We start from the raw sequence: 21,177 nt of genomic DNA on the forward strand, positions 1-21,177 counted from the left end.
AAAGTTTAATTAGCAACATTATCAAGGATGTCAAAGCCAAAAAACAACTTAATTCAAAGAGATAGGCAGGGAATATTTTAAAAAGTCCATGAGGGAAACGCGAAGATATTGAGATGTATAGGATTTTTTACCTAAATACATTTTTTGAGGAAGTTAAGATATGGTGCAGGATATAAAATAGTAACTAAACAAGGAATGAAAAGTGGTGTTTATAATAAACTTTTATGTAAAAATACAAACACCACGGTAAACTCTTACAGAAAACGCCAATATTACAATCGGTTAAAAATCAAGACTTTTCATCTTCCTGGATTTTAGCCAACTTGACGCAAGCTTCCATTCAAAAATAAGAATTGAAACACAGTAGAGCAATATACCTAAAACCACTTTCAGAATAAGCGCAGATACACTTTCCATGGAATAAAAATCAATATAATCAGATAGAACCATCAAAAGTACTGCCATCACCGCAGCCGCCAACAGTGGACGAATTATCACGGAAAGAAAAGAAATGAAGCCCCCCCCAATTTCCTTTACAGCCAAGTACATATTTGGCACAAACATAAAAACATTTGCGATAAGATAAAGTTTTATGAGGACATCAATACTAAATAGACCACCTACAACGAATGCTCCTACCTGTAAGATGGAGTTATACAAGGAAATCTTTAAAAGGAGATCCGTCCTCGCTCGAGACATGAAGACCGACCCCGTAGTACTTACCATAGACTGCATTATTGCAACTGGGGCCAACCAAATTAACATATTAGCCACCATGGTCCATTGTGACCCAAAAACAATGAGCACAAAGTCATGGCTTACCACCGCCATTCCTAGCATTAATGGGGGAATAACAATAGCTATCGTTTTAATTACTTTAAAATAAGTAGCAACTGCCTCAGTATTATTTTCCTGCAGTCGACTTAATACAGGATAAAGAGAGCGCGTTAGTACAAATGTTATATTCTGTATTGGAAATAGCATTACCCTATACGCAAGGGAATACTGGCCTAACACAGCTGAATTAAAGGAACGACCGATAATTATTTGGTCCGAGTTTCGTGAAAAATAATTTATAAAATTAAAGCCCACTAAATTAGAACTAAACCTGAAAATTGACCGAACATCATCAAATTTGAATTTAAATTTAGGAAACCATCCAGAATAGATCCAAAAACCTAGTGCACTTATTATCGCATACAATACAGTTTGAATAACTAAGCTGTAAACACCCGCTCCATATATGACAAAAAAAACAGCCATAACAAGGGCCAATATCGAGGCAGTAATTTCAACCACAGCTGTTTTATTAAATTTTGACTCTCTCTCAAGTAAAGCAAGATGTACTGCTGTCATGCTATTAATAGGGAAGGCAATCGCTACTATTTTCACTGTGTCTGCCAGCTCCGGCTCTTTGAAGAAGTCGGCTATAACACCAGAGAGTGAAAAAGCTATAATAAACAAAAAAATGCCTAGGGATAAGTTGAGAAAAAACACACTACATTTGAGACTGTCGGTAAGTTCATCTCTTTGTATTATAGCCGCCGATGAACCCATATCCCGTAAAACATTTACGAAGTTGACAACAATCAGCGTCATTGACATCACGCCTATCTCTCCAGGGGTCAAAAACCTAGAGAAGATAATCATACCTAAAAGCTGACAAACGACTTTTATCAATTGAGATATGGTAACCCATTTGACGTTATTAAATAACCCCATAAGGCCCTCTTGAATTACGAAAAAAACTTATCAGTGATGGCAGAAATAAAGTATAAAGACACTAAATCAATCAGCTTTTTCTTTCTATGGAAAAATATGCATCAATCTTACGCATAATCTGATCATTGTTAGAAAGAGAAACACCAAAATAACCAAAAATCAAATTCTTAACCTTCACCATAAATTTAGAGAATCCTTTAGTCTTAAAAATAATATTATTTGTTTGGCTCAGCGCATCATTCGAGTGCTGAATTTCCATGACATGTACGAGAGCTTTAGGACAAGTAACAACCTTACTTCCCGAGAGTTCAAGTAATTTACTGATCCAAAGATCATCAGTACGCGGAGCGATATTGATAAATTCGCGATTATTTATGAAGGATTCACGCACATGTTCCTTTTTGAGAACACATCCTCCCACACCGGTAATAATAAAATCATTAGACATCTCCCGCTCGGAAAGAGAGACTGCGTATCGATTATAACTCTGGTACCGCCCAAATAAATTCTTATTTTTAATTCTGACTCTGGCCGCAACAACAGCCTCACCATTAAATCTATTAAAAGTAGAAACTAATGTTTTTAACCAACACCTACCATATACAACATCATCATCAGCATAAACCAATATGTCATCTTGAGCGCACTCTGCCAATGCAGGAAAAATCTTCCGGTAGGGACCAGTGTTTTCGACGTACTTAATATTAATAATTCTTTTTATATTATTTAATTTATCATACCAATCAGGGAGACTATCTATTCCATTATCAGCCATGTAAGCATCATGAGATATGTATAAATCAATTCGATCGGGCAACAACTCTTGATGAATGAGGGACCAAAGAGTAACCGCACATAAATCTAATCGTCCAGATGTTGTCGTTAAATTAACAACCAGCATAAAGTCCTCTACTTAACATTCCGTGATAATTAATAAACGATTTTTTTTCGTCTTTGAATAATTCATATTTTTCGTTTATATACTGCGCTATTTCTTGCTTGAACCTGGCCGAAGAAAATCTCATCGCATTGTTTCTGCAAGCGTCAGGAGAAACAGCGTCAACATGATTTTCAAATTGCGAGACGGCATCTACGATCGAAGCAATAGTTTGCTCTCTAAAGAAGAAACCCGTAGCATTATCAATGCCATAAGGTCGTACCGTTTCTAACGAACCGCCTTTTCCAAAAGCTATCACAGGCGTACCACAGGCCTGCGCCTCAACAGGCGTGATACCGAAATCTTCTTCAGCGGCGAAAACAAATGCTTTCGCATTTTGCATATGTTCTTTCATAACATCATTACTTTGATAACCAAGAATTTCGATGTTCCCACTTGCCTTAGACTTTATCTTTTTCATTTCTGAACCATCGCCGATGACAACTAATTTTTTATCCGGCATATGGCTAAAAGCCTCAACAATGAGGTCTATTCTCTTATATGGTACCATCCGAGAGGCAGTGAAATAATAGTTATCTTTTTTTGACACCAAAGAAAAACGCTCCACATCTACGGGCGGATATATTACATCGGCCTCACGGCCATAGACCTTTTTTACTCTTCTTGCAATGAATTGAGAATTAGCAATAAAATGGTCAACTCCGTTTGCAGTTCGATAGTCCCACATTCTAATTTTGTGGAGTAAGAAACGGGCCAACATGCTTTTAAGCCCTTTCCTCATACCTGACTCGTTCAAATACTGATGCTGCAGATCCCAAGCATAACGAATTGGAGAGTGCACATAGCTAATATGTAATTGATCAGGACCAGTAAGTACTCCCTTTGAGACTGCATGGCTGCTAGACAATATTACATCATGCTTAGAAACATCTAACTGCTCAATAGCAAGTGGCATAAGTGGCAGATAGGTTTGATACTTCTTCTGCGCGAACGGTAAGTTTTGGATAAATGTAGTTTTGGCTTTTTTATTATTAAAAAGCTCTCGTGATTTATCGGAAAGAAAATCAACAACTGAATAGAGCTCTGATTCAGGAAAAATATCAATAAACTCTGAAATAACCTTCTCAGCCCCGGCATAACTGACCAACCAATCAGCAACAATACCGACATTTAAATCCTTTGACATAAAAAACCCTTAAAACCTGTAATTAAACTTCAATTAAAAAGCAATATTAATAACTTTCTTCAATGTTATTCACAAGAGTTATAACTTTACGAGCAGATTGTTCCCAAGAAAATCTGCGCACATTCTCAAGACCTAGCGAAATCAATGAACTGCGTAAATCCGGATTTTCAATAATTTTCACCATTGCATCACTAATGTCCACACAGCTATCGGGATTAAAATATAATACGCTGTTACCAAGAACCTCCGGGATAGCAGCCTTATTTGATGCAATAACAGGACAGCCAGACGCCTGAGCTTCTAGAGGTGGAATGCCAAACCCTTCATAAAAAGAAGGAAAAATAAAAGCCAGAGCATTCTGATAGAGTCCTGCAAGCTTTTTATCATCGACCCTACCAATAAACTCTACATTATTAGAGTATTTGTTCCGCTGGTACTTTGGTTTTGAAAATACGGAGGAAGAGGCGCCGATAATTTTAAGTTTTATAATATTGCTGCAACTTACTCTCTCCATTGCACTCAAGAATGCGTCCAACATACCATGGAAGTTCTTATGGTAATTAGGAGAAGAGACAGCTAGTAGATATACTTCCTGATTATCATTACGCTCTAAACTTTGTTTAGGCTCAAATAAAACATTTGCTGAATTATAGATAACAGATATTTTACTTAGCTCGGTTTTATATGCTTGATTTATTTCAGACTTTGAAAACTCACTAACAGTAATAAGATGCTTTGATCTTTTCACCATTAAAGGAATGATCAATTTATAAAAAAAAACGAACGACTTAGAGTAACTTCTAGGATACCTAAGATATGATACATCATGATGAGTGACTATTTTATTTTCATAGAAAACGGGCCCAGTACTCCCTAAATTTAACAAAAGAGGATTGTCAAGTTTTTTAAGAAAATTAGGTAATTCAATCTGCTCCCATAAAGGTCCCGAGAAACGGCCGATAATCTTAACATTCAATTTTTCTGCTGTGCCAAGCCTCAAAATTCCAGGAGGGCATAAGAAACATATATCTTTCTTTAAACGAGAAAGTTCTAGAGAAATCATCTCTGCAAACCGCTGCACGCCAGTAACTTCTTGTGTTAAAAACCGAGCATTAACATATAGCATCGAACGGCCTCTGAAGCTTGGTAAGATTTACTATTGCCAACATCAATCTAAAAAAAGCTTTGACACATAAAGATATCATATGTCCACACAAATTGCTCTAACGCTAGTCGGAACATCAAATAACGAGAGAAAGTAATAATTTGTATTCACTATTAATACTTACTTTTAAAATACTCTTCAGTGTCATTTGCCATGTTAGAGAGTGAATCATATACTCGTATTGCTATAACTAAATAGTAACACAATTGGAGCTAGTCATGAGAAAATCGTTGCTTCATGTAAATATCTTAACTGTGCTGGGATTAAGCCTTGCATGCAGCACTGCATACGCCTTCGAATTGGGTATCGGCGTTCATCCAGCGGAATTCAGTGCGCCTACGGAAAACTATGTAAATCTAGCAAAACAGTATGGGTTTAACTCATTTAGAACCGACTTTAGCTGGAACAGCACTGAAAAAGAAAAAGGAATGTACTCAATTCAGGGTCCACTTGGAAAAATTAATGAGCTGTTACAAATAATCAGCAAAGACAAGTCAACAACTGCGCTGCTTGTGCTGGACTACGGCAATGAGCTATATACGCCATCAGGCTATCCATATACTCAAGACCAGATCAATGCCTTCGCAAATTATGCTAGCTGGGTTTCCCATCACTATAAAGGCAAAGTGAGATACTATGAAATCTGGAATGAATGGCTGCAAGGAACAGGTGTAAAGAAGAATTCAACTCCACCAGAAGATCCTTTAGTTTACACGGCATTAGCACGAGAAAGCTATAAAAGAATAAAGCAAAACGATCCTAACGCAATAGTCATGGTTGGCTCAATAAACCCTACCATCCCCAAATATATGACATGGCTTGACGGGCTAATTGACAATGGCATCCTGGATTATTCTGATGCCATCTCAGTCCATGCTTACTCAACAAGAATTTCGACCCCTGGAACTAAACCTCCGGAAAGAGGAATTGAAGAAATAGAAAAAGTTGAAAAACTTATTGTTAACAAAACTGGCAAGCCTAAAGATATATATATCAGCGAAAATGGCTACCCTACAATGTATAATGTCAAGGACCTATCTCAAGATGGTGTTGCCCAGAATATAATAAAATTCACTATGCTAGCCAGAAGTAAACCTTATATCAAGGGACTTTGGTGGTATGATCTCATTGACGATGGCAGCAATAAGGATGAGCCAGAAAATAACTATGGTTTCTTCAGCACCACGAATATACCGAAAAAATCTGCTGTTTCAGTAAAAGAACTCGCCAGAGTTGTTAAAGATGATTCCTATCGATTTACAGAAAGTGAAAGCAGCAAAGGAATTATCACCATATCGATAGTTTCACCGACAAACAAGCAAGCGCAAATCTCTTGGAGAAAATATCATCCAATCAATGTTAACGAGTTCAATGATTTTTTGACAAGCCTAAGCTCAATGTAAGTCAATATTCAAAGGGCCCTGCCTTAGCAGGGCCTTAATTTGTTCTTCTCTAGCTAAAGGCGATTAATTGCATTCTCTATAATGCCCCGCGTTTCTGACCACTGAAATTTCGCAGCCTGTTTATATCCTTTTGCCACCATTGAATCGCGGATGTCTGCATCATTGACAATTTTTTCAATTGCGCCAGTTATCTCATTTAAATCATTGGGACTAACTAGTAAGGCAGCATCTTCTGAAACTTCTGGTAAAGAAGTCGTATTAGAAGTAATAACGGGTGTTCCACAAGCCATGGACTCAATAACAGGCAGCCCAAACCCCTCGTATAGAGAAGGAAAAAGTAAGCAAGTAGCCCCTTTGTACAAGGACGCTAACTCTTTATTTGTAACTTTACCAAGAAATCTTACTCTATCAGAAGCGTTATTCTTATCCAAAATATCAGTCAACTTTGGTGATGAATCACCAGTCAGCAATAATTGATAATTAGTAGAGATTTTTGCTTTTAAAAAAGCAAGCAATGCCATATCTTCATTCTTATGCTCCTTTCTATTCCCAACCATCAGAATATAAGGTGACACATTTTTATACGCGACTGCATTTTTATTGAACTCATCTGATACGCCATTTCCAACGACAATAACTTTTTCTTCGCTGGTACCTGACCATTCAACAATTCTTTTCTTAGAAAACTTTGACACAGTAAAAACTATAAGTGCATTTTTACACGCTCTTTTTAAAACGTAGTTATAGTAAACTCTTTTCAAAAAAGAACTGTTTGAATCTATATCAATATGATTCAGGTCATGCACAGTAATAATAGAGCGCTTTGCACATAAAAGAGGGGCGTTATATCCAGGGGAAAAATAATATTTATTTTTATTAACAAGTAAAAAAAGCGTTAACTTCAGTACATCCAATTTCCCCGCAGGGTTTCCTGCTAGTTTTATTTCTTCTAATTTTAAATTACTTTTTTGCACTTCTTTAGCAAAGCGGCCTATCCCATGTTCGCCGATCCATCTGTTATCAAAAATAAACTCTTTTTCGATCATATAATTTCACTCGCTAGTAACCAATACGATTTTTAATACTCTACATTCTTTCAGCACTGTTCGATTTAATTGCATCATCATAAATCTTTACATATTCTCTCATAACATTTTCACTCGAAAATTTTTGTGAAAACAAAACAGAGTTTTCTGATAATACGCTATATTTATGATCGTCCAACATTAAAACATTCTGCAACAATGTAACTAGTGAGTATTGATCATCGGCATCAAATACAAACCCAGTTTCGTTCTCAACAATGATTTCAGGGATCCCTCCTCGATTGCTACCTAAGACAGGAACGCCAAATGAGTTAGCCTCAACAACCACTCGGCCAAATGGTTCATGCCACAATGATGGCGTAATCAGGTAATCTATTTGAGGGAAAAAATCATTAATCTTGACTGTGCCTATAAATTCAAAATTAATTTTTGAATATTTTCTTTCCAAAAATCGTAGGTATTCGTCATCACCCTTACCGGCCACTAGCAAACTTAGATCTTCCCTGTCCAGTTTATCTAGTGCATCAAGCAGAAACTCAATTCCTTTATTTTCCTCTATCCTGCCTAAATATCCGAAAGTAATCTTGCCACCATCTTTATATTTTCTTTTATTCGGCCATGAAGTTCTTTTTATATCAATACTGTTATAGATAACTTCGGATATTTCATTCCTGAAAAAACCGTTTTGAACATGTAATTTTTTAATATACTGACTAATTCCCACAAACTTAGTAACTTTCCGCGCCTCTCTTCTCTTGACGAAAGAGAAGATTAATGAATCAATTGTTTTCGGTGAATGATTTTCCCCTTTGCGAAATAATTTCGCATTAGGATTCATCAGATAGTAATCTCGTGCAGTATGTACAATAGGAAAATTTCTTTGTTTTGCCCATTCCCACACAGCTACAGAAAATCCACAAAGGTTATTGGTATGTACGACATCATAGGTTTCGTTGGAAAACTTATTTTTGACTGTCTCCAACATTTTATTGTTATAGATGTCACGTATATGCCAAAATAGCTTCGTTATTCTCCCCTGTACTTCCCCCCATGGCCAATAAGAGTTCAACAATGGCAACTTTACTACATTCACACCGTTATAATTGACCTGTTCCACATCATTGCCATCATGTAAGCTAACAACGGTAACTTCATCTCCATTGTTACTCAAACTCTCGGCAAGAAGCTGCACTGAGCGCTCCGCGCCACCAATTTGGTATGGGTGATAGAGCGTATTAAAAATGATAATTTTCATTTTAGTTGAATCCAAGTATTGCCTTATATTACAAAAACCATCACTTCTACTTCAGGTAATATAAGAAAGTTTCACCTACCCAAGGGTAGCTAAACCAAAGGTTCATAAAGCTATCATCGCCAGTATCAGGTGAGAAATAAGGCCCTATTTTAAATGTCCTATAGACACAATATCCTATTAAGATAATTCTATAGACCCATAGCATCCTAAAAAATGCCAAAAACATTAGGTAGCCGTTCATAAATGCAACCATCAACAAAAGCAATCGATGAGAAACAACCGGAATCGGCGTTAAGACGAAGTAAATGAATGTTCCATAGAAAAGAAGGCTTTTATATTTTTTATGCTCCGGTGAGAAATAGAAAATACCAACAACACACGTTATAAATAAGTACTTCAGATAGCCAAGTGTCATATCACCTGAGTCTACATCCGCATAAAATAGAAGTTTATATGTTGCAGTTCCAAGCAAACCTTTCGCGATTATAATGCCTATAACGATGTTAAAGAATAACGAGACAAATACTGCTGTGGCAGCAAGTATCTTCTTCCTTCTTTCATTCTCCCCCATTAGGATAGCGAACAGAGGAAATATTAAGAGAGCAGTAACATGTGATATCGTTGCCAAGAATAGGAATACGGAAAATAGCAGCCACTTTCGCTCAAAATAAAAAGTTATAACGTAAAGCAAAAAAACACATGATATTGCCTGCCTCATATTTTGCGTGGTTACAGCAAATACCAAAAGGGCAAGTGATGATGCAACACATAATGAGCGCTTATTTTCACTAATACTCTTCAAACCATATTTTTCAAGCCAAATATAAAACAACCCTAAGCACAAAGCGGTAACTGCAGCCATGATTGGTACTGGCTGAGAAATACCAAAAACGTTATAGATTATTTTAAAATATAGTGGCAGGAAGAATTCAGCCCCCTTAGTGAATTGATAATAAAATATTGTACTTCCGTGGGTAAGCATATTAAATACAGGAAAGTATATATTGGCAAAGTCATCTTTTATAGAACCACTGGCAATATTTCTTGATGCAAAGACAAACATGCTGCTATACAATATTATTATTGAAATTAATATCCTGAATGTTTTATTACTTCCAAAGTTCAATGCCAAGAATATTATCGGGACATAAAAACCAAGCACGGGCGAAATAGCCGCAAGAAGAGAGAAAGAAACTAAGAAGAAGGCATAAAATAAGAATTCGAATCGCTTAAGATAACTTTCATTCATCATGCAGCCTTAAATTATTATTGCACATCATAGCAAAAATGAAAAACACAACTTTATGGGGTAGTAAGCGAGCATTGTTTACAATTTATGGCCTCCTGAAAATCAATAAGCCACACTAATAAGCACCATCTCTCTTGACCACGACCCCAATAGTTTTAAATAAAATCGCAATATCATTCCACATTGACCAATTTTTCACATACCATGCATCAAAGTATACTCGTGTTTCATAGTCAACGTCATTGCGGCCACTCACCTGCCATAAGCCCGTCATGCCTGGTTTTGCCATAAGATAATAATCTACATCGCCGGCATAGCGCTCCAGTTCTTTTTCAATAATAGGTCGAGGTCCAACCAAACTCATCTCGCCTTTTATTACATTAAAGAGTTGGGGTAATTCATCAAGACTCGTCTTGCGAATGAATTTACCCACAGCAGTTATTCTGGGATCATCTTTCAGCTTGAAATCCTTGGCCCATTCTGCTCGGGCTTCGGCATTGTTCTCTAAAAGTCCTTGCAATACTTCCTGCGAGTTTACAACCATCGAACGGAACTTCAAACATTTAAATTTTTTACCATTGTGCCCAACTCTTTCATGTCCATAAATGGCAGCACCGCCATCTTTTGAAACGAGATAAGCTAAAATGGCCAGAACCGGTGAGAGCAAAACAATTATACTCGCTGAACCAATAATATCGAAAACACGTTTGCAAAAACGTGAGGTCCTTTTCGCCAAATTATTATTCACCCTTAATATCATCACTTCATGGCTAAAGATGAACGACATATCAGTGCCATACAGCGGAACACCGCGAAGTGTTGGAATGACCGAAACGGAGCGACAATTATGCGTTGTCAATCGTTTTAACCATTCGTCTCGGATTATATTTTCCTCAAACTCTAATGCCACTATAAATTGAGTCGTCGCCGGGTCACACTGTGCCCATAACTTATCCTCATCATATACAATAGGAATACCCAATAGTTCTTTTTTGGAATCTGGAGTCGGTGAGAAAAAGCTCGTAATGGCAAATCCCATGACCTCTTCACTTTGCAAAGCTGCATAGGCATCCCGTGCATTCTTCCCTGCACCAATAATGACGGTGTGCTTCTTCCACAACCCAATTTTGTTGAGGAAGTGTTTTGTACATGCCCTTGCAAAAGGAACCATCAGCAAAGCAAGAGTCCACGTACAAACCCACACATAACGGGAAAATTGCCATTTTGAAAAAGCGACGAGAGCCAGATCACAGACGGAAAAAATAAGAAGCGTTCTGAGAATTTCTTTGAGTTCAAACCAGAATGGTTTTCTATATGTATAATGGCGTAACCGCACCCAAAACCATGTCACACATAACAGCGAAAGCATTATATGGGTAAAAAGCCTTGCTGGCATTTCAGTTTCAGGTAAAAAATTATTTATGTCACCGCCAAAAAACTCAACGATAAATATACCGATAAACAATGACAAATTAAAAAATAAAAAGTCTGATAATGCCAAAAAAATTTTAACTAAATTGGTTTTTTTTGAGTAACTCATGGCACTCATAAGCTTTCCCATCCCTAAATGCTAGATAAGCAGAGACCCTAACAAATCTCTTTTGTTATCTTCAATATATACCTAACTTATAAATCACAGGGAAATCAAGTGACTACTCTGTATATAGTCGAAGACGGCATTAAAATCATCTAATGCCGTCTTCCGTTTTTCGCCAATTAACTCCGGCTTTTCTTATCTTCATAACTATAGTCGTAATAATCATAACCATAGTTATAGTAGTTTATCGCTTTTCTTATTACAGCGTTCAAGATCACGCCTTTTATTTCGATGCCATTTTGTTCGAACCGACGGATACTGATATCAATTTCTTTCGGAGTATTGACTTCGAATCTGGCAACTACGAGCGACGTACCTGCATGCTTTCCTATGATGGCGGCATCCGTGACCGCAAGAATAGGTGGCGTATCGACCAATACTAAATCGTAGTCTTTTGATACCTCACTCAGAAGCGTGGAAAAACGCGAGTGCATCAAAAGCTCGGAAGGATTCGGAGGTATCTGGCCTCTAGAGATAAAGTCAAAACCACCTTCACCGACAGACTTAATTGCAGATTTATAATCAAGCTTTCCAGATAAAATATCTGATAGCCCATTATTTCCCGCAAGCCCTACTAGCTCGTGAGCATAGCCTTTACGCATATCACTATCGATAAACAACACGCGTTGACCAGATTTCGCGACAACTGCAGCCAAGTTCGCACTGATAAATGTCTTACCGATCCCAGGACTCGCGCCTGATATCATTAAGACATTATTCTTCGCTTCCATCATGGCAAAATGCAAACTGGTTCGCAGGCTGCGAATAGCCTCAATGGCCAGATCAGCCGGATTACCAAATGCTAGCAAGGTATTCGCATCTGTATTCTTCTTTTTACCCTTTATCTTATTAGCAAAGTCGAGATCTTTTTTACGTTGCCATTCAGAAAGCGGCACACTTGCATATACATTTATGCCAAGCTCTTCCAGTTGTTCAGGGCTTTCAATGCCACGATGAAGGAATGAACGTAATAATACATAAGCAAAGGAGAAGAAAGTTCCAAGAATCATACTTACCAGTATGACCACAATTTTCTTTGGTTCTACTGGTTTTGGCTGCACCATCGCTTGGTCAATGATGCGTACATTGCCGACAGTACTGGCTTTTGAAATGCGTAACTCTTGATCTTTATTTAACAACTGCATGTATACGGCTTGCCCAGACTGAACGTCACGGCTCAATCGCAAGATTTCTTGCTGTGTTTCAGGCATTGCGTTTACACGCTTATTCAATCTGTCTCTTTCTTTTTCCAGTGTATTACGCTTCTCTAAAAGAGCTTTGTATGATGGATGCTCTTTAGTATACAACTTAGAGATTTCCGCCTCTTTGAACGTCAACTCATTCAACTGAGAATCGACAGATACGATAGTATCCAGTACCGACTTTGCTTCAAGTGAAAGGTCAACAGAGTCTTTTTTCTGTCTGTATTGGTTTAGTTTCTCTTCAGCCCCATCCAAGCCAGCTCGAATTTTCGGCAGTTGTTCTTTCAAAAAATCTAAACTTCTCGCATCCTCTTCAGACTTCCGTGCAACATTCTGTTCTAAATAGTTCTGCGTAATAGATTGAAGAGTCTCTCTTATTAAGACAGGATTTTCACCCGTCATTGACAAAGCAAGAATCCCCGTATCTTTTCCTTTATCAGCTACATCAAGCTGCTCTAGTAAATTATTGACCGCTTCAAGTTCACTGATCTTATACACTTTAAATTTCGTGCCTGCATCAGCACGAATATCATCTACTTGTATAGAGAAATCATCAGCTTTAGTGACAAGCTGACCAATTTTACCTTTAGCAAACTCATCGCCATCTTTGCTAAGAGTAAAACTAGAGTCATCACCCACTGTCAGCGTAATATAATCACTCTCTTCCCAAGATGAGGGAACAGTAAGCTTAGAAATAGCTAACTCACCTGGCTTCTCGCCGCTTAATCGCGCAAATCCTTTGCCAACTATCGGAAAGTACTTTTCCTTGACGACTATTTGTAAGTTTAATTCATTGACTGTCTTTCCCAGAATCATTCGCGACTTGAGAAGTTCGATTTCTGGAGCCGACTCAGGCTGACTTGTTGGCAACATTTGACTGATATTATTCAGCAACGAGTTACCAACACTTTGCTCTACCTGAACCAAAGCATCAGCTTTATAAATTGGTGTAGCGAAAATGCTATATAGTATGCCTAATGTTAAGAAAATAGCCGTTGTCCCAATAATAAGCCAACGGTTATCTATTGCCTCACCTACAATGCGAGTTAAATCTACCCCATCGGACTTATCGTTACTCGCATTACTTACTTTTGTTTTTTCTGACATTGGATATCCTGAATGACTATCGGCTTAATGCGTTGGCCCACTTTCTAGCAGACTCATCAAGAAGCTGGTAAACAAATTCAAAGGCTTCACGGCTCTGGCGATATGGATCAGCAATTTCACGCTGCATCAGCCAATGGCCAAACAACATCGTTTTTCCTCTAACTTCCGGAGCTATACGGCAGACCGCGTCAATATGGCCTTTCTCCATAACAAGTATGAGATCATATTCACGACACATAGATGCTGTTAGTTGCTGTGCAACATGGCCCTCAAGAGAAGTTCCATTCTTTAACGCAACATCAACCGCTGATGGATCTGCGGGTTTTCCAACTAATGCACCAAGTCCTGCAGAAGCAATGTTCTTCGTAGGTAATAAGTTTTTCAACAAATGTTCCCCTGTAGGGGAACGGCAAATATTACCTACACAAACCACCAAGATTGAATCAAACATTTGTCAATTCCACTGTTTGATAAACCGTACCGTTTCGGTCATATCGTGTACGCCGGTAATGGTCGGTACCAACTGGGTAATCACACGATTCCAACGAACTACAGGCGCGGTTGTCACATAGACAATATCGTAAGGCTGCAATTGGAATTCTGTGCCCATAACAAGCGCAGAAGCATCGGCGGCGTTTAACTGATAAATGTTGGCAATCTTCTTCCCGTCACTTCCACGCAGAGGCCGGATAACGAAGACACCCGTTGCATCAGACATTGCCTGATCCATCCCCTCCGCGTTCCCCAAGGCTTCGGTTAAGGTCATCCCACTCCGATCCATACGCAAGGTAGACTGCTTTTTCACTTCTCCCATCACAAATACTTTCAGATCGTCATTGCGTGGGATGTACAGAATGTCACCTGGATAAAGCAGATGATTCTGTGTAAGGTCACCCTTCTGCATCAATGCTTGCAGAGATATACGATGCTCTTTGCCATTGTGCGTTAATACCACATTTCGCCAATCAGCATTTGCGCTCAGCCCACCCGCAGCATTCACAGCGTCCATAATCGTCAATGGGACGTTCGTAATAGGTTGTTGACCTGATTTCTCGACCTCACCGGTCACATAAACTTTCTGCGAACGGAAAGCAGCGATGCTGACGTCAACTTGCGGGCTCTCGATATACTGAGCGAGACGGCCGGCAATATCACTGCGCACCTGACTGACCGTCTTTCCTGCAACTTTCACCTTGCCAATATACGGATAGAAAATAGTCCCGTCCGAGTTGACCCAGTTACCGGTATCACTGGCACTGCGGTATTGCCCCGCTGGCGTTGTCAGTTCTGGGTGATCCCATACGGTCACCATCAGCACATCGCCGACGCCAATACGGTATTCGTAATTCTGCAATTCACGTTCTAACGAAGAATTAGGCTGTGCAACCACTGGTTTCGACCGTAACTTCTCGATAAGGCCAGGTGTCAATGGGTAAATATTAACCAGCTTGTCGAGATCAAAATCGCTATCTTGCTGTTTTACGACATCTTTACCACTAGTTGAAAGATGAGAGCCCGGCACGATAGTACAGCCGCTAACCACACTGATAGATACCAGAAGCGGTATCAGTTTCCATTGTTTTTTTGCCATCGAGTTATCATCACTTTCAAAGTAAAAAATGCATGTAATGCCAAGCCCCAGGCCAACCATGGCGCCTACCGCGGCACTTAGCGAAATGAGTTATCAATGCTCGCATGAGTACACCCTAAAATGCACGGTCATTGAGCAAGCGTTGAATTCAGATTTGTTAGACTTAAAACTGTAGGAGCATTATTGCATAGTTCTTAAATAAAAAGAGCAGCATAAGCACCGTCGTTTTTGCCTAAACATAGCAGTGGCCGGTCGGATATCGCTCCAAACCAGCCATCATAAAGGCAATTGATAAACTCTACAGAGAGAGTTGCTCCGCCCACTCACGGAAGGCCTTCCCTTGCGTTGGATGGCGTAAGCCATACGTCACGAATGCCCGCAAGTAGCCCATCTTCTCGCCGCAGTTAAACGACTCGCCAACCAACTCAGTGGCCTCTACCGTCTGATGTTTCAGCAATTCGGCAATCGCGTCCGTCAACTGAATGCGCCCCCAGGCACCCGGCTCGGTTTTTTCCAAAATGGGCCAGATAGCGGCTGAAAGCACGTAGCGCCCAACGGCTGAATAGTTGGATTTCAGTTGAACACCGCTGTCCGGTTTTTCGATAATCGCGGTAATGGGTGAGGATTCACCTTGTCGCAACGCATTGTTCTGGCACTCCACAACAGAATAGTCGCGCAAAACATGCTCATCCACGGGTTGGATCAATACCTGACTCAAACCCGTCTCTTCGAAGCGGGAAATGAGGTGAGCCAGGTTATCTTTTTTCAGATCGGCTTTGGCATCGTCAAGCAGCACATCCGGCAACAGCACCACGAAAGGAGACTCTCCGATCAATGGTTTGGCACAAAGTACCGCATGACCCAGCCCTTTAGGTTGCCCTTGCCTAATATGCATCAACGTTACGCCTTTCGGCGTTATCGATTGGACTTCATCCAACAACTGGCGCTTAACGCGTGCCTCGAGCATCGCTTCCAATTCAAAGGACGTATCGAAATGGTTTTCTATTGCATTTTTAGATGAATGCGTAACCAGAATGATCTCTTTGATACCTGCCGCTACGCACTCATTAACAATATATTGAATCAAAGGCTTATCGACGATCGGCAACATCTCTTTAGGAATCGCTTTGGTCGCCGGTAGCATATGCATGCCAAGGCCAGCGACAGGAATGACAGCTTTCAACTTCGTCATGCTCGTCCTCTTCAATCTTGTGAACGTACTCAGCCACATGTTAGTTGTTATTCAAGGCCAGCTTCAACCATCGCGAGAAATCTTCACCTTCAGTGGCATGGCGTAGACCGTATTGCACAAAGGCCTTCATATAACCAAGTTTATCGCCGCAGTCGTGTGATTTACCGCTCATATGGAAGGCTTCCACTCTTTGCTCATCCATCAGCATGGCGATAGCGTCGGTCAACTGGATCTCATCGCCCGCGCCTGGAGGCGTTTTCTCGAGCAACGGCCAAATAGCGGCGGAAAGCATGTAGCGCCCCACAACCGCCAGGTTCGATGGCGCTTCCTCGCGTGCGGGTTTTTCAACCACGGCAGACATCGGCGCACTTTCACCAGCAACCAGTGCTACTCCCGCACAATCCACTACGCCATATTTCGACACATCCTGCTCTGGTACCGGTTCAACCATGATTTGGCTGCACCCTGTAGCCTCAAAGCGTTGGATCATTTTAGCCAGGTTTTCTTTACGAAGATCCGCGGTTGCATCATCCAACAACACATCTGGCAGCAAGACGACAAAAGGGGAATCCCCTACCATGGGTTTCGCACACAATACCGCATGCCCGAGCCCTTTCGCTTGCCCCTGACGCACCTGCATCACGGTCACATCCGGCGGACAAATGTTTTGCACTTCAGCCAGTAACTGACGTTTTACACGAGCTTCCAGCACCGCTTCCAACTCGAAAGAAGTGTCAAAATGGTTTTCAATCGCATTTTTCGAAGAGTGGGTGACCAGCACGATATCCTTAATGCCGGCGGCGACACACTCACCGACAATGTATTGGATAAGTGGCTTATCGACCACCGGCAACATTTCTTTAGGGATTGCCTTGGTTGCCGGCAACATACGAGTTCCTAAACCCGCCACTGGGATCACAGCTTTCAGTCTTTTCTGCATTTCCACTTCCACAAGCAATTAACTGATTTATATAGTATAAAAAACGGATTTTAGGCAAAATATCGCAGCGCAAACAATTCGATTAGACACGCTACCGCCCTTGGCTTATAGCTGCCAAAACGCTGTTATGAAAATTCCTGTACGCAATCCAATGAACGCTAAGCACGCTTCTGTACATGACAAAGAGCACGCATCACACGTTGGTATTTCGCAGTTTGAAGAACAACGAGAATCTATGCCCTTATAACCAAAAAACGCGAGTTATCTTCGCTTATATGGCTAAGATTCTTATACTATTGACTTGCTGATACAAGCCTTAGATACCCGTGGCTAGGTGTTTTCAGAATAAGACTACTAACGTGCTGGAGCCATGCAAATAATAGCATAAGAAACCTATTTCAATACGTTGATATTATTGATGTTTAAAGCATGTGTTTTTTATGAACAGCCCAGTTGGCATTCTCATACACCGTTTCCCCGTGATGCCAGATACACCTGAATGTGCTTTAAATTATTGGATGCTTTTTCTGCCGAAATACCCCGTTTTCATTCACTTCCTCTGATTAAAGTTGAATTTTGCCGCCTCAGCGCCCATCATTCCCGTGCGGCATAAGCCGTAGAACTTACAGGTGAAATTGGGCGTATGGAATGGATCGCTGATCCAACAATTTGGGCCGGCCTGGCCACATTGGTCGTGCTGGAAATCGTTCTGGGTATAGACAACCTTGTCTTCATCGCCATTCTGGCGGACAAACTACCAAAACAACAAAGAGATAAGGCTCGTGTCGTCGGTCTGTTGCTGGCGCTGGTCATGCGCCTGGCGCTGCTCGCTTCCATCTCGTGGCTGGCGACGCTGACCAAACCGATGTTCATCGTCGCGGAGCACCCCTTCAGCGGCCGCGATCTGATCATGCTGGTCGGCGGGATATTCCTGCTGTTCAAGGCTACCATGGAGCTGAACGAACGGCTGGAGGGCAAGGATGAAGAGCAGCACGGCACACGCAAGGGCGCGCGTTTCTGGCCGGTGGTGGCCCAGATCGTGGTGCTGGACGCCGTTTTCTCACTCGACTCGGTGATCACCGCAGTCGGCATGGTCGACCACCTGGCGGTGATGATGATCGCGGTCTGTATCGCCATTGGCCTGATGCTGCTGGCCAGCAAGCCCCTGACGCGCTTCGTCAACGCACACCCGACTATCGTTATCCTGTGCCTGAGCTTCCTGTTGATGATCGGTTTTAGCCTAGTGGCGGAGGGCTTCGGCTATCACATTCCGAAAGGTTACCTCTACGCGGCGATCGGCTTCTCGGTGATGATCGAAGCCTTGAACCAACTGGCCCAGTTCAACCGCCGGCGCTTCCTGTCGAAGGTGCGGCCACTGCGCGAGCGCACCGCCGAGGCGGTACTGCGCATGCTGAGCGGTAAACACGAAGAAGCGGAGGTCGACAGCCACTCCGCCAACCTGCTGGCGGACAGCGACAGCGAAAACGGCGAGATCTTCAATCAGCAAGAACGGCGCATGATCGAACGCGTGCTGGGCATGGCGCAGCGCACGGTCAGCAGCATCATGACTTCGCGTCACGACGTCGAATACCTCGAGCTGAACGATCCGCAGGAGAAACTGACGCAATTGCTGGAGCGTAATCAGCACACGCGCATCGTGGTGGTGGAAAGCAGCGCCAGCGACGAACCGCTGGGCGTTATCCATACTATCGACGTCCTCAAACAGCAGTTGGCGCAGGCGCCGTTGGATCTGCGCGCGCTGATACGCCAACCGCTGATCTTCCCGGAACAGCTCACGCTGTTAAGCGCCCTGGAACAGTTCCGCCAGGCGCAGACGCACTTTGCCTTTGTGGTCGACGAGTTCGGTTCCGTCGAAGGTATCGTCACCCTGACGGACGTGATGGAAACCATCGCCGGCAATCTGCCGGAGGCCGGCGAAGAGGTGGACGCACGCCATGACATTCAGCAAAACGAAGACGGCAGCTGGATTGCCAACGGCTATATGCCGCTGGAAGATCTGGTGCTGTACCTGCCGATGCCGCTGGAAGAAAAACGCGAATACCACACGCTGGCGGGGCTGCTGATGGAACACAGCCAGCGTGTGCCGCAAGAAGGCGAGCAAATCAAGATCGGTGACTATCTGTTCGAACCGCTGGAGGTTAACAGCCACCGCATTCTGAAAGTGAAGATCACCCCGCCTCCCCCACCGGAGGACTACGAGGTTTAGCATTGAGGCCGGGCATCGCCCGGCCTTTCTTTTACTGGGGAACCAACAGCTCGGTCGCCACGATCACCACCACCAACCCGACAATTACCGGCACCGAAGTGCGTTTCACCACTTCGAACGGCGAGATTTTCGCCATGCCGGAAACCGCCACCACCACGCCGGAGACCGGCGACAGCGTGCGGCCAAGGTTAGACGCCTGCAGCATCGGGATTACCAGATAGGCCGGATTCACGCCCATCTGCGCCGCCAGTTTCGGGATCAGTTCGACAAACGCATAAAACGGCGCATTGCCGGAACCGGTAGTCATGGCCGCCAGCATGGTGATCACCACCAGCACCAACATCATGATCAAACCACCGGTGCCGAACGACTGCGCCAGCCCGATCAAGCCGCTGATAAAGCCAACGGTGCTCAGCCCCTGCGCGAACACACCCGCGGCCACCAGCAGCATCACCACGCTGGCGAAAGCGTCCGCCATGCCGCGATAGGCCACTTCCAGGCCGCTGAATACCTGTTTGGCGCTGAAGCTGCGCACAAACTCGATCACGGCCGCCAACAGTATGCACCCGACCAGTACGGTAATGATATGCAGCTCCGGCCCCCATTTTCCGTCGAAAATCAGCACGCCGAGGATCGGCGTAAACGGCAAAATCGCATAGAACCCCGGCGCGTGGGTGTTGATTTCGCTGACGTCCATGATGTGATGCTGTTCATTGTTCTTTTTGTCGAGATAGCGCTGCCAGAAAAAGTGCGCCACGGCCATGCAGACGATGGCGGCAATCGAGATCGGCAGCGTGGTTTTGAACGCGAAGTCCACCAGCGGCATCTCCGCCGCCTTGGCCGCCAGCACCACGTCGCCAGAGGTCGGCGCCAGGATAATCGCCGCCGGCGAAGCGCAAATGGCCGCCGCCGCCCCGCGGCTGATGCCAACGTTCACCATCAACGGGAACAGCGTCGCCATCAGCAATACGCCGAGGCCAGTGGCGGAAGAGACCGCCAATGACATCAGGCAAGCGACAAAATAGGCCGCCACCATCAGCAGATAAGGCGAGTTGATCATCTGCAACGGGCGCGAGGCCAGCTTGACGACCACGTCGTTGGCGCCGATATGCGTCATGTAAGCGGCGAAACCGCACAGCATCATGATCATCATGCCCAGATCGCCGCCGCGGCTCATCAGCAAGATCTTGACGTATTCGATAATATCGGTCGCGCGCCAGCCGGTAGACGCGGCGCCGGACGGCAACAGCGTTTTCCCCATTAGGGCGCTGATACCGAGCAGCAGTAACCCGCCCACCATCAAGACGCCGGTGGCGGAATACCCCTTGATGATGTAACGGCCCACGCCCGCCGCCACTACGGCGCCAATAAGAAGCTCTATCATGTTTCCTCAACTC

The 21,177-nt window shown here is 42.8% G+C and carries 16 protein-coding genes; 2 read left to right on the top strand and 14 right to left on the bottom strand.

Translation table 11 applies throughout. From position 1 onward, the window contains the following. Positions 1-282: 282 nt before the first annotated feature. From WCL58_RS04795 to WCL58_RS04810, 4 genes are all read right to left on the bottom strand, one after another. Positions 283-1,722, bottom strand: a complete 1,440-nt coding sequence (locus WCL58_RS04795; RefSeq protein WP_336850626.1) for an MOP flippase family protein — start codon at positions 1,720-1,722, stop codon at positions 283-285. 70 nt (positions 1,723-1,792) lie between these two features. Continuing rightward, positions 1,793-2,623, bottom strand: a complete 831-nt coding sequence (locus WCL58_RS04800; RefSeq protein ID WP_336850628.1) for a glycosyltransferase family 2 protein — start codon at positions 2,621-2,623, stop codon at positions 1,793-1,795. After that, entirely contained in the window at positions 2,610-3,806 is a 1,197-nt protein-coding gene (locus WCL58_RS04805; RefSeq protein ID WP_336850629.1) for a glycosyltransferase family 4 protein, read from the bottom strand. Before WCL58_RS04805 ends, WCL58_RS04800 begins: the two co-directional genes overlap by 14 nt. A gap of 46 nt (positions 3,807-3,852) precedes the next feature. Then, positions 3,853-4,932 (bottom strand): glycosyltransferase family 4 protein, encoded by a 1,080-nt coding sequence (locus WCL58_RS04810; RefSeq protein ID WP_336850630.1) that lies wholly within the window; start codon positions 4,930-4,932, stop codon positions 3,853-3,855. 257 nt (positions 4,933-5,189) lie between these two features. On the opposite strand from WCL58_RS04810, the gene WCL58_RS04815 reads away from it, so the two are divergent. After that, on the top strand, positions 5,190-6,374 hold the full coding sequence (locus WCL58_RS04815; RefSeq protein ID WP_336850631.1) for a cellulase family glycosylhydrolase: 1,185 nt from the start codon (positions 5,190-5,192) through the stop codon (positions 6,372-6,374). Positions 6,375-6,427: 53 nt separating this feature from the next. Here the strand turns inward: WCL58_RS04815 and WCL58_RS04820 are convergent, their stop codons facing one another. From WCL58_RS04820 to galU, 9 genes are all read right to left on the bottom strand, one after another. Beyond that, positions 6,428-7,420 (bottom strand): glycosyltransferase family 4 protein, encoded by a 993-nt coding sequence (locus WCL58_RS04820; RefSeq protein WP_336850632.1) that lies wholly within the window; start codon positions 7,418-7,420, stop codon positions 6,428-6,430. Between the two features lie 40 nt (positions 7,421-7,460). Next, the gene (locus WCL58_RS04825; RefSeq protein WP_336850633.1) at positions 7,461-8,675 is read right to left on the bottom strand and encodes a glycosyltransferase family 4 protein; all 1,215 of its coding nucleotides are present in this window, start codon (positions 8,673-8,675) and stop codon (positions 7,461-7,463) included. A 46-nt stretch (positions 8,676-8,721) separates the two neighbouring features. Then, complete coding sequence (locus WCL58_RS04830) at positions 8,722-9,924, bottom strand: EpsG family protein (RefSeq protein WP_336850635.1); 1,203 nt, start codon at positions 9,922-9,924, stop codon at positions 8,722-8,724. Between the two features lie 115 nt (positions 9,925-10,039). After that, on the bottom strand, positions 10,040-11,473 hold the full coding sequence (wbaP, locus tag WCL58_RS04835) for an undecaprenyl-phosphate galactose phosphotransferase WbaP (RefSeq protein ID WP_336850636.1): 1,434 nt from the start codon (positions 11,471-11,473) through the stop codon (positions 10,040-10,042). A gap of 167 nt (positions 11,474-11,640) precedes the next feature. Beyond that, complete coding sequence (gene wzc, locus WCL58_RS04840) at positions 11,641-13,830, bottom strand: tyrosine-protein kinase Wzc (protein WP_336850637.1); 2,190 nt, start codon at positions 13,828-13,830, stop codon at positions 11,641-11,643. Between the two features lie 16 nt (positions 13,831-13,846). Further along, positions 13,847-14,281 carry an arsenate reductase/protein-tyrosine-phosphatase family protein gene (locus tag WCL58_RS04845; protein WP_071934080.1) on the bottom strand — a complete coding sequence of 145 codons (435 nt, stop codon included), beginning with the start codon at positions 14,279-14,281 and terminating at the stop codon, positions 13,847-13,849. A 3-nt stretch (positions 14,282-14,284) separates the two neighbouring features. Further along, positions 14,285-15,421 carry a polysaccharide export protein gene (locus WCL58_RS04850; protein WP_336850639.1) on the bottom strand — a complete coding sequence of 379 codons (1,137 nt, stop codon included), beginning with the start codon at positions 15,419-15,421 and terminating at the stop codon, positions 14,285-14,287. Positions 15,422-15,719: 298 nt separating this feature from the next. Next, complete coding sequence (locus tag WCL58_RS04855) at positions 15,720-16,613, bottom strand: sugar phosphate nucleotidyltransferase (RefSeq protein WP_336850640.1); 894 nt, start codon at positions 16,611-16,613, stop codon at positions 15,720-15,722. Positions 16,614-16,653: 40 nt separating this feature from the next. Beyond that, positions 16,654-17,553 (bottom strand): UTP--glucose-1-phosphate uridylyltransferase GalU, encoded by a 900-nt coding sequence (galU, locus tag WCL58_RS04860; protein WP_336850642.1) that lies wholly within the window; start codon positions 17,551-17,553, stop codon positions 16,654-16,656. 643 nt (positions 17,554-18,196) lie between these two features. Between galU and WCL58_RS04865 the strand changes: the two genes are divergently transcribed. Next, a complete protein-coding gene (locus WCL58_RS04865) occupies positions 18,197-19,780 on the top strand; it encodes a TerC family protein (protein WP_060421430.1) in 1,584 nt (527 codons plus the stop codon). 31 nt (positions 19,781-19,811) lie between these two features. Here WCL58_RS04865 and dcuC read toward each other — a convergent pair whose 3' ends face one another. Further along, on the bottom strand, positions 19,812-21,164 hold the full coding sequence (gene dcuC, locus WCL58_RS04870) for an anaerobic C4-dicarboxylate transporter DcuC (protein ID WP_060421426.1): 1,353 nt from the start codon (positions 21,162-21,164) through the stop codon (positions 19,812-19,814). Between the last annotated feature and the right edge of the window lie 13 nt (positions 21,165-21,177).

The sequence above is a fragment of the Serratia sp. TMDUHS_CL genome (assembly GCF_037137105.1).
Lineage (GTDB): Bacteria > Pseudomonadota > Gammaproteobacteria > Enterobacterales > Enterobacteriaceae > Serratia > Serratia nevei.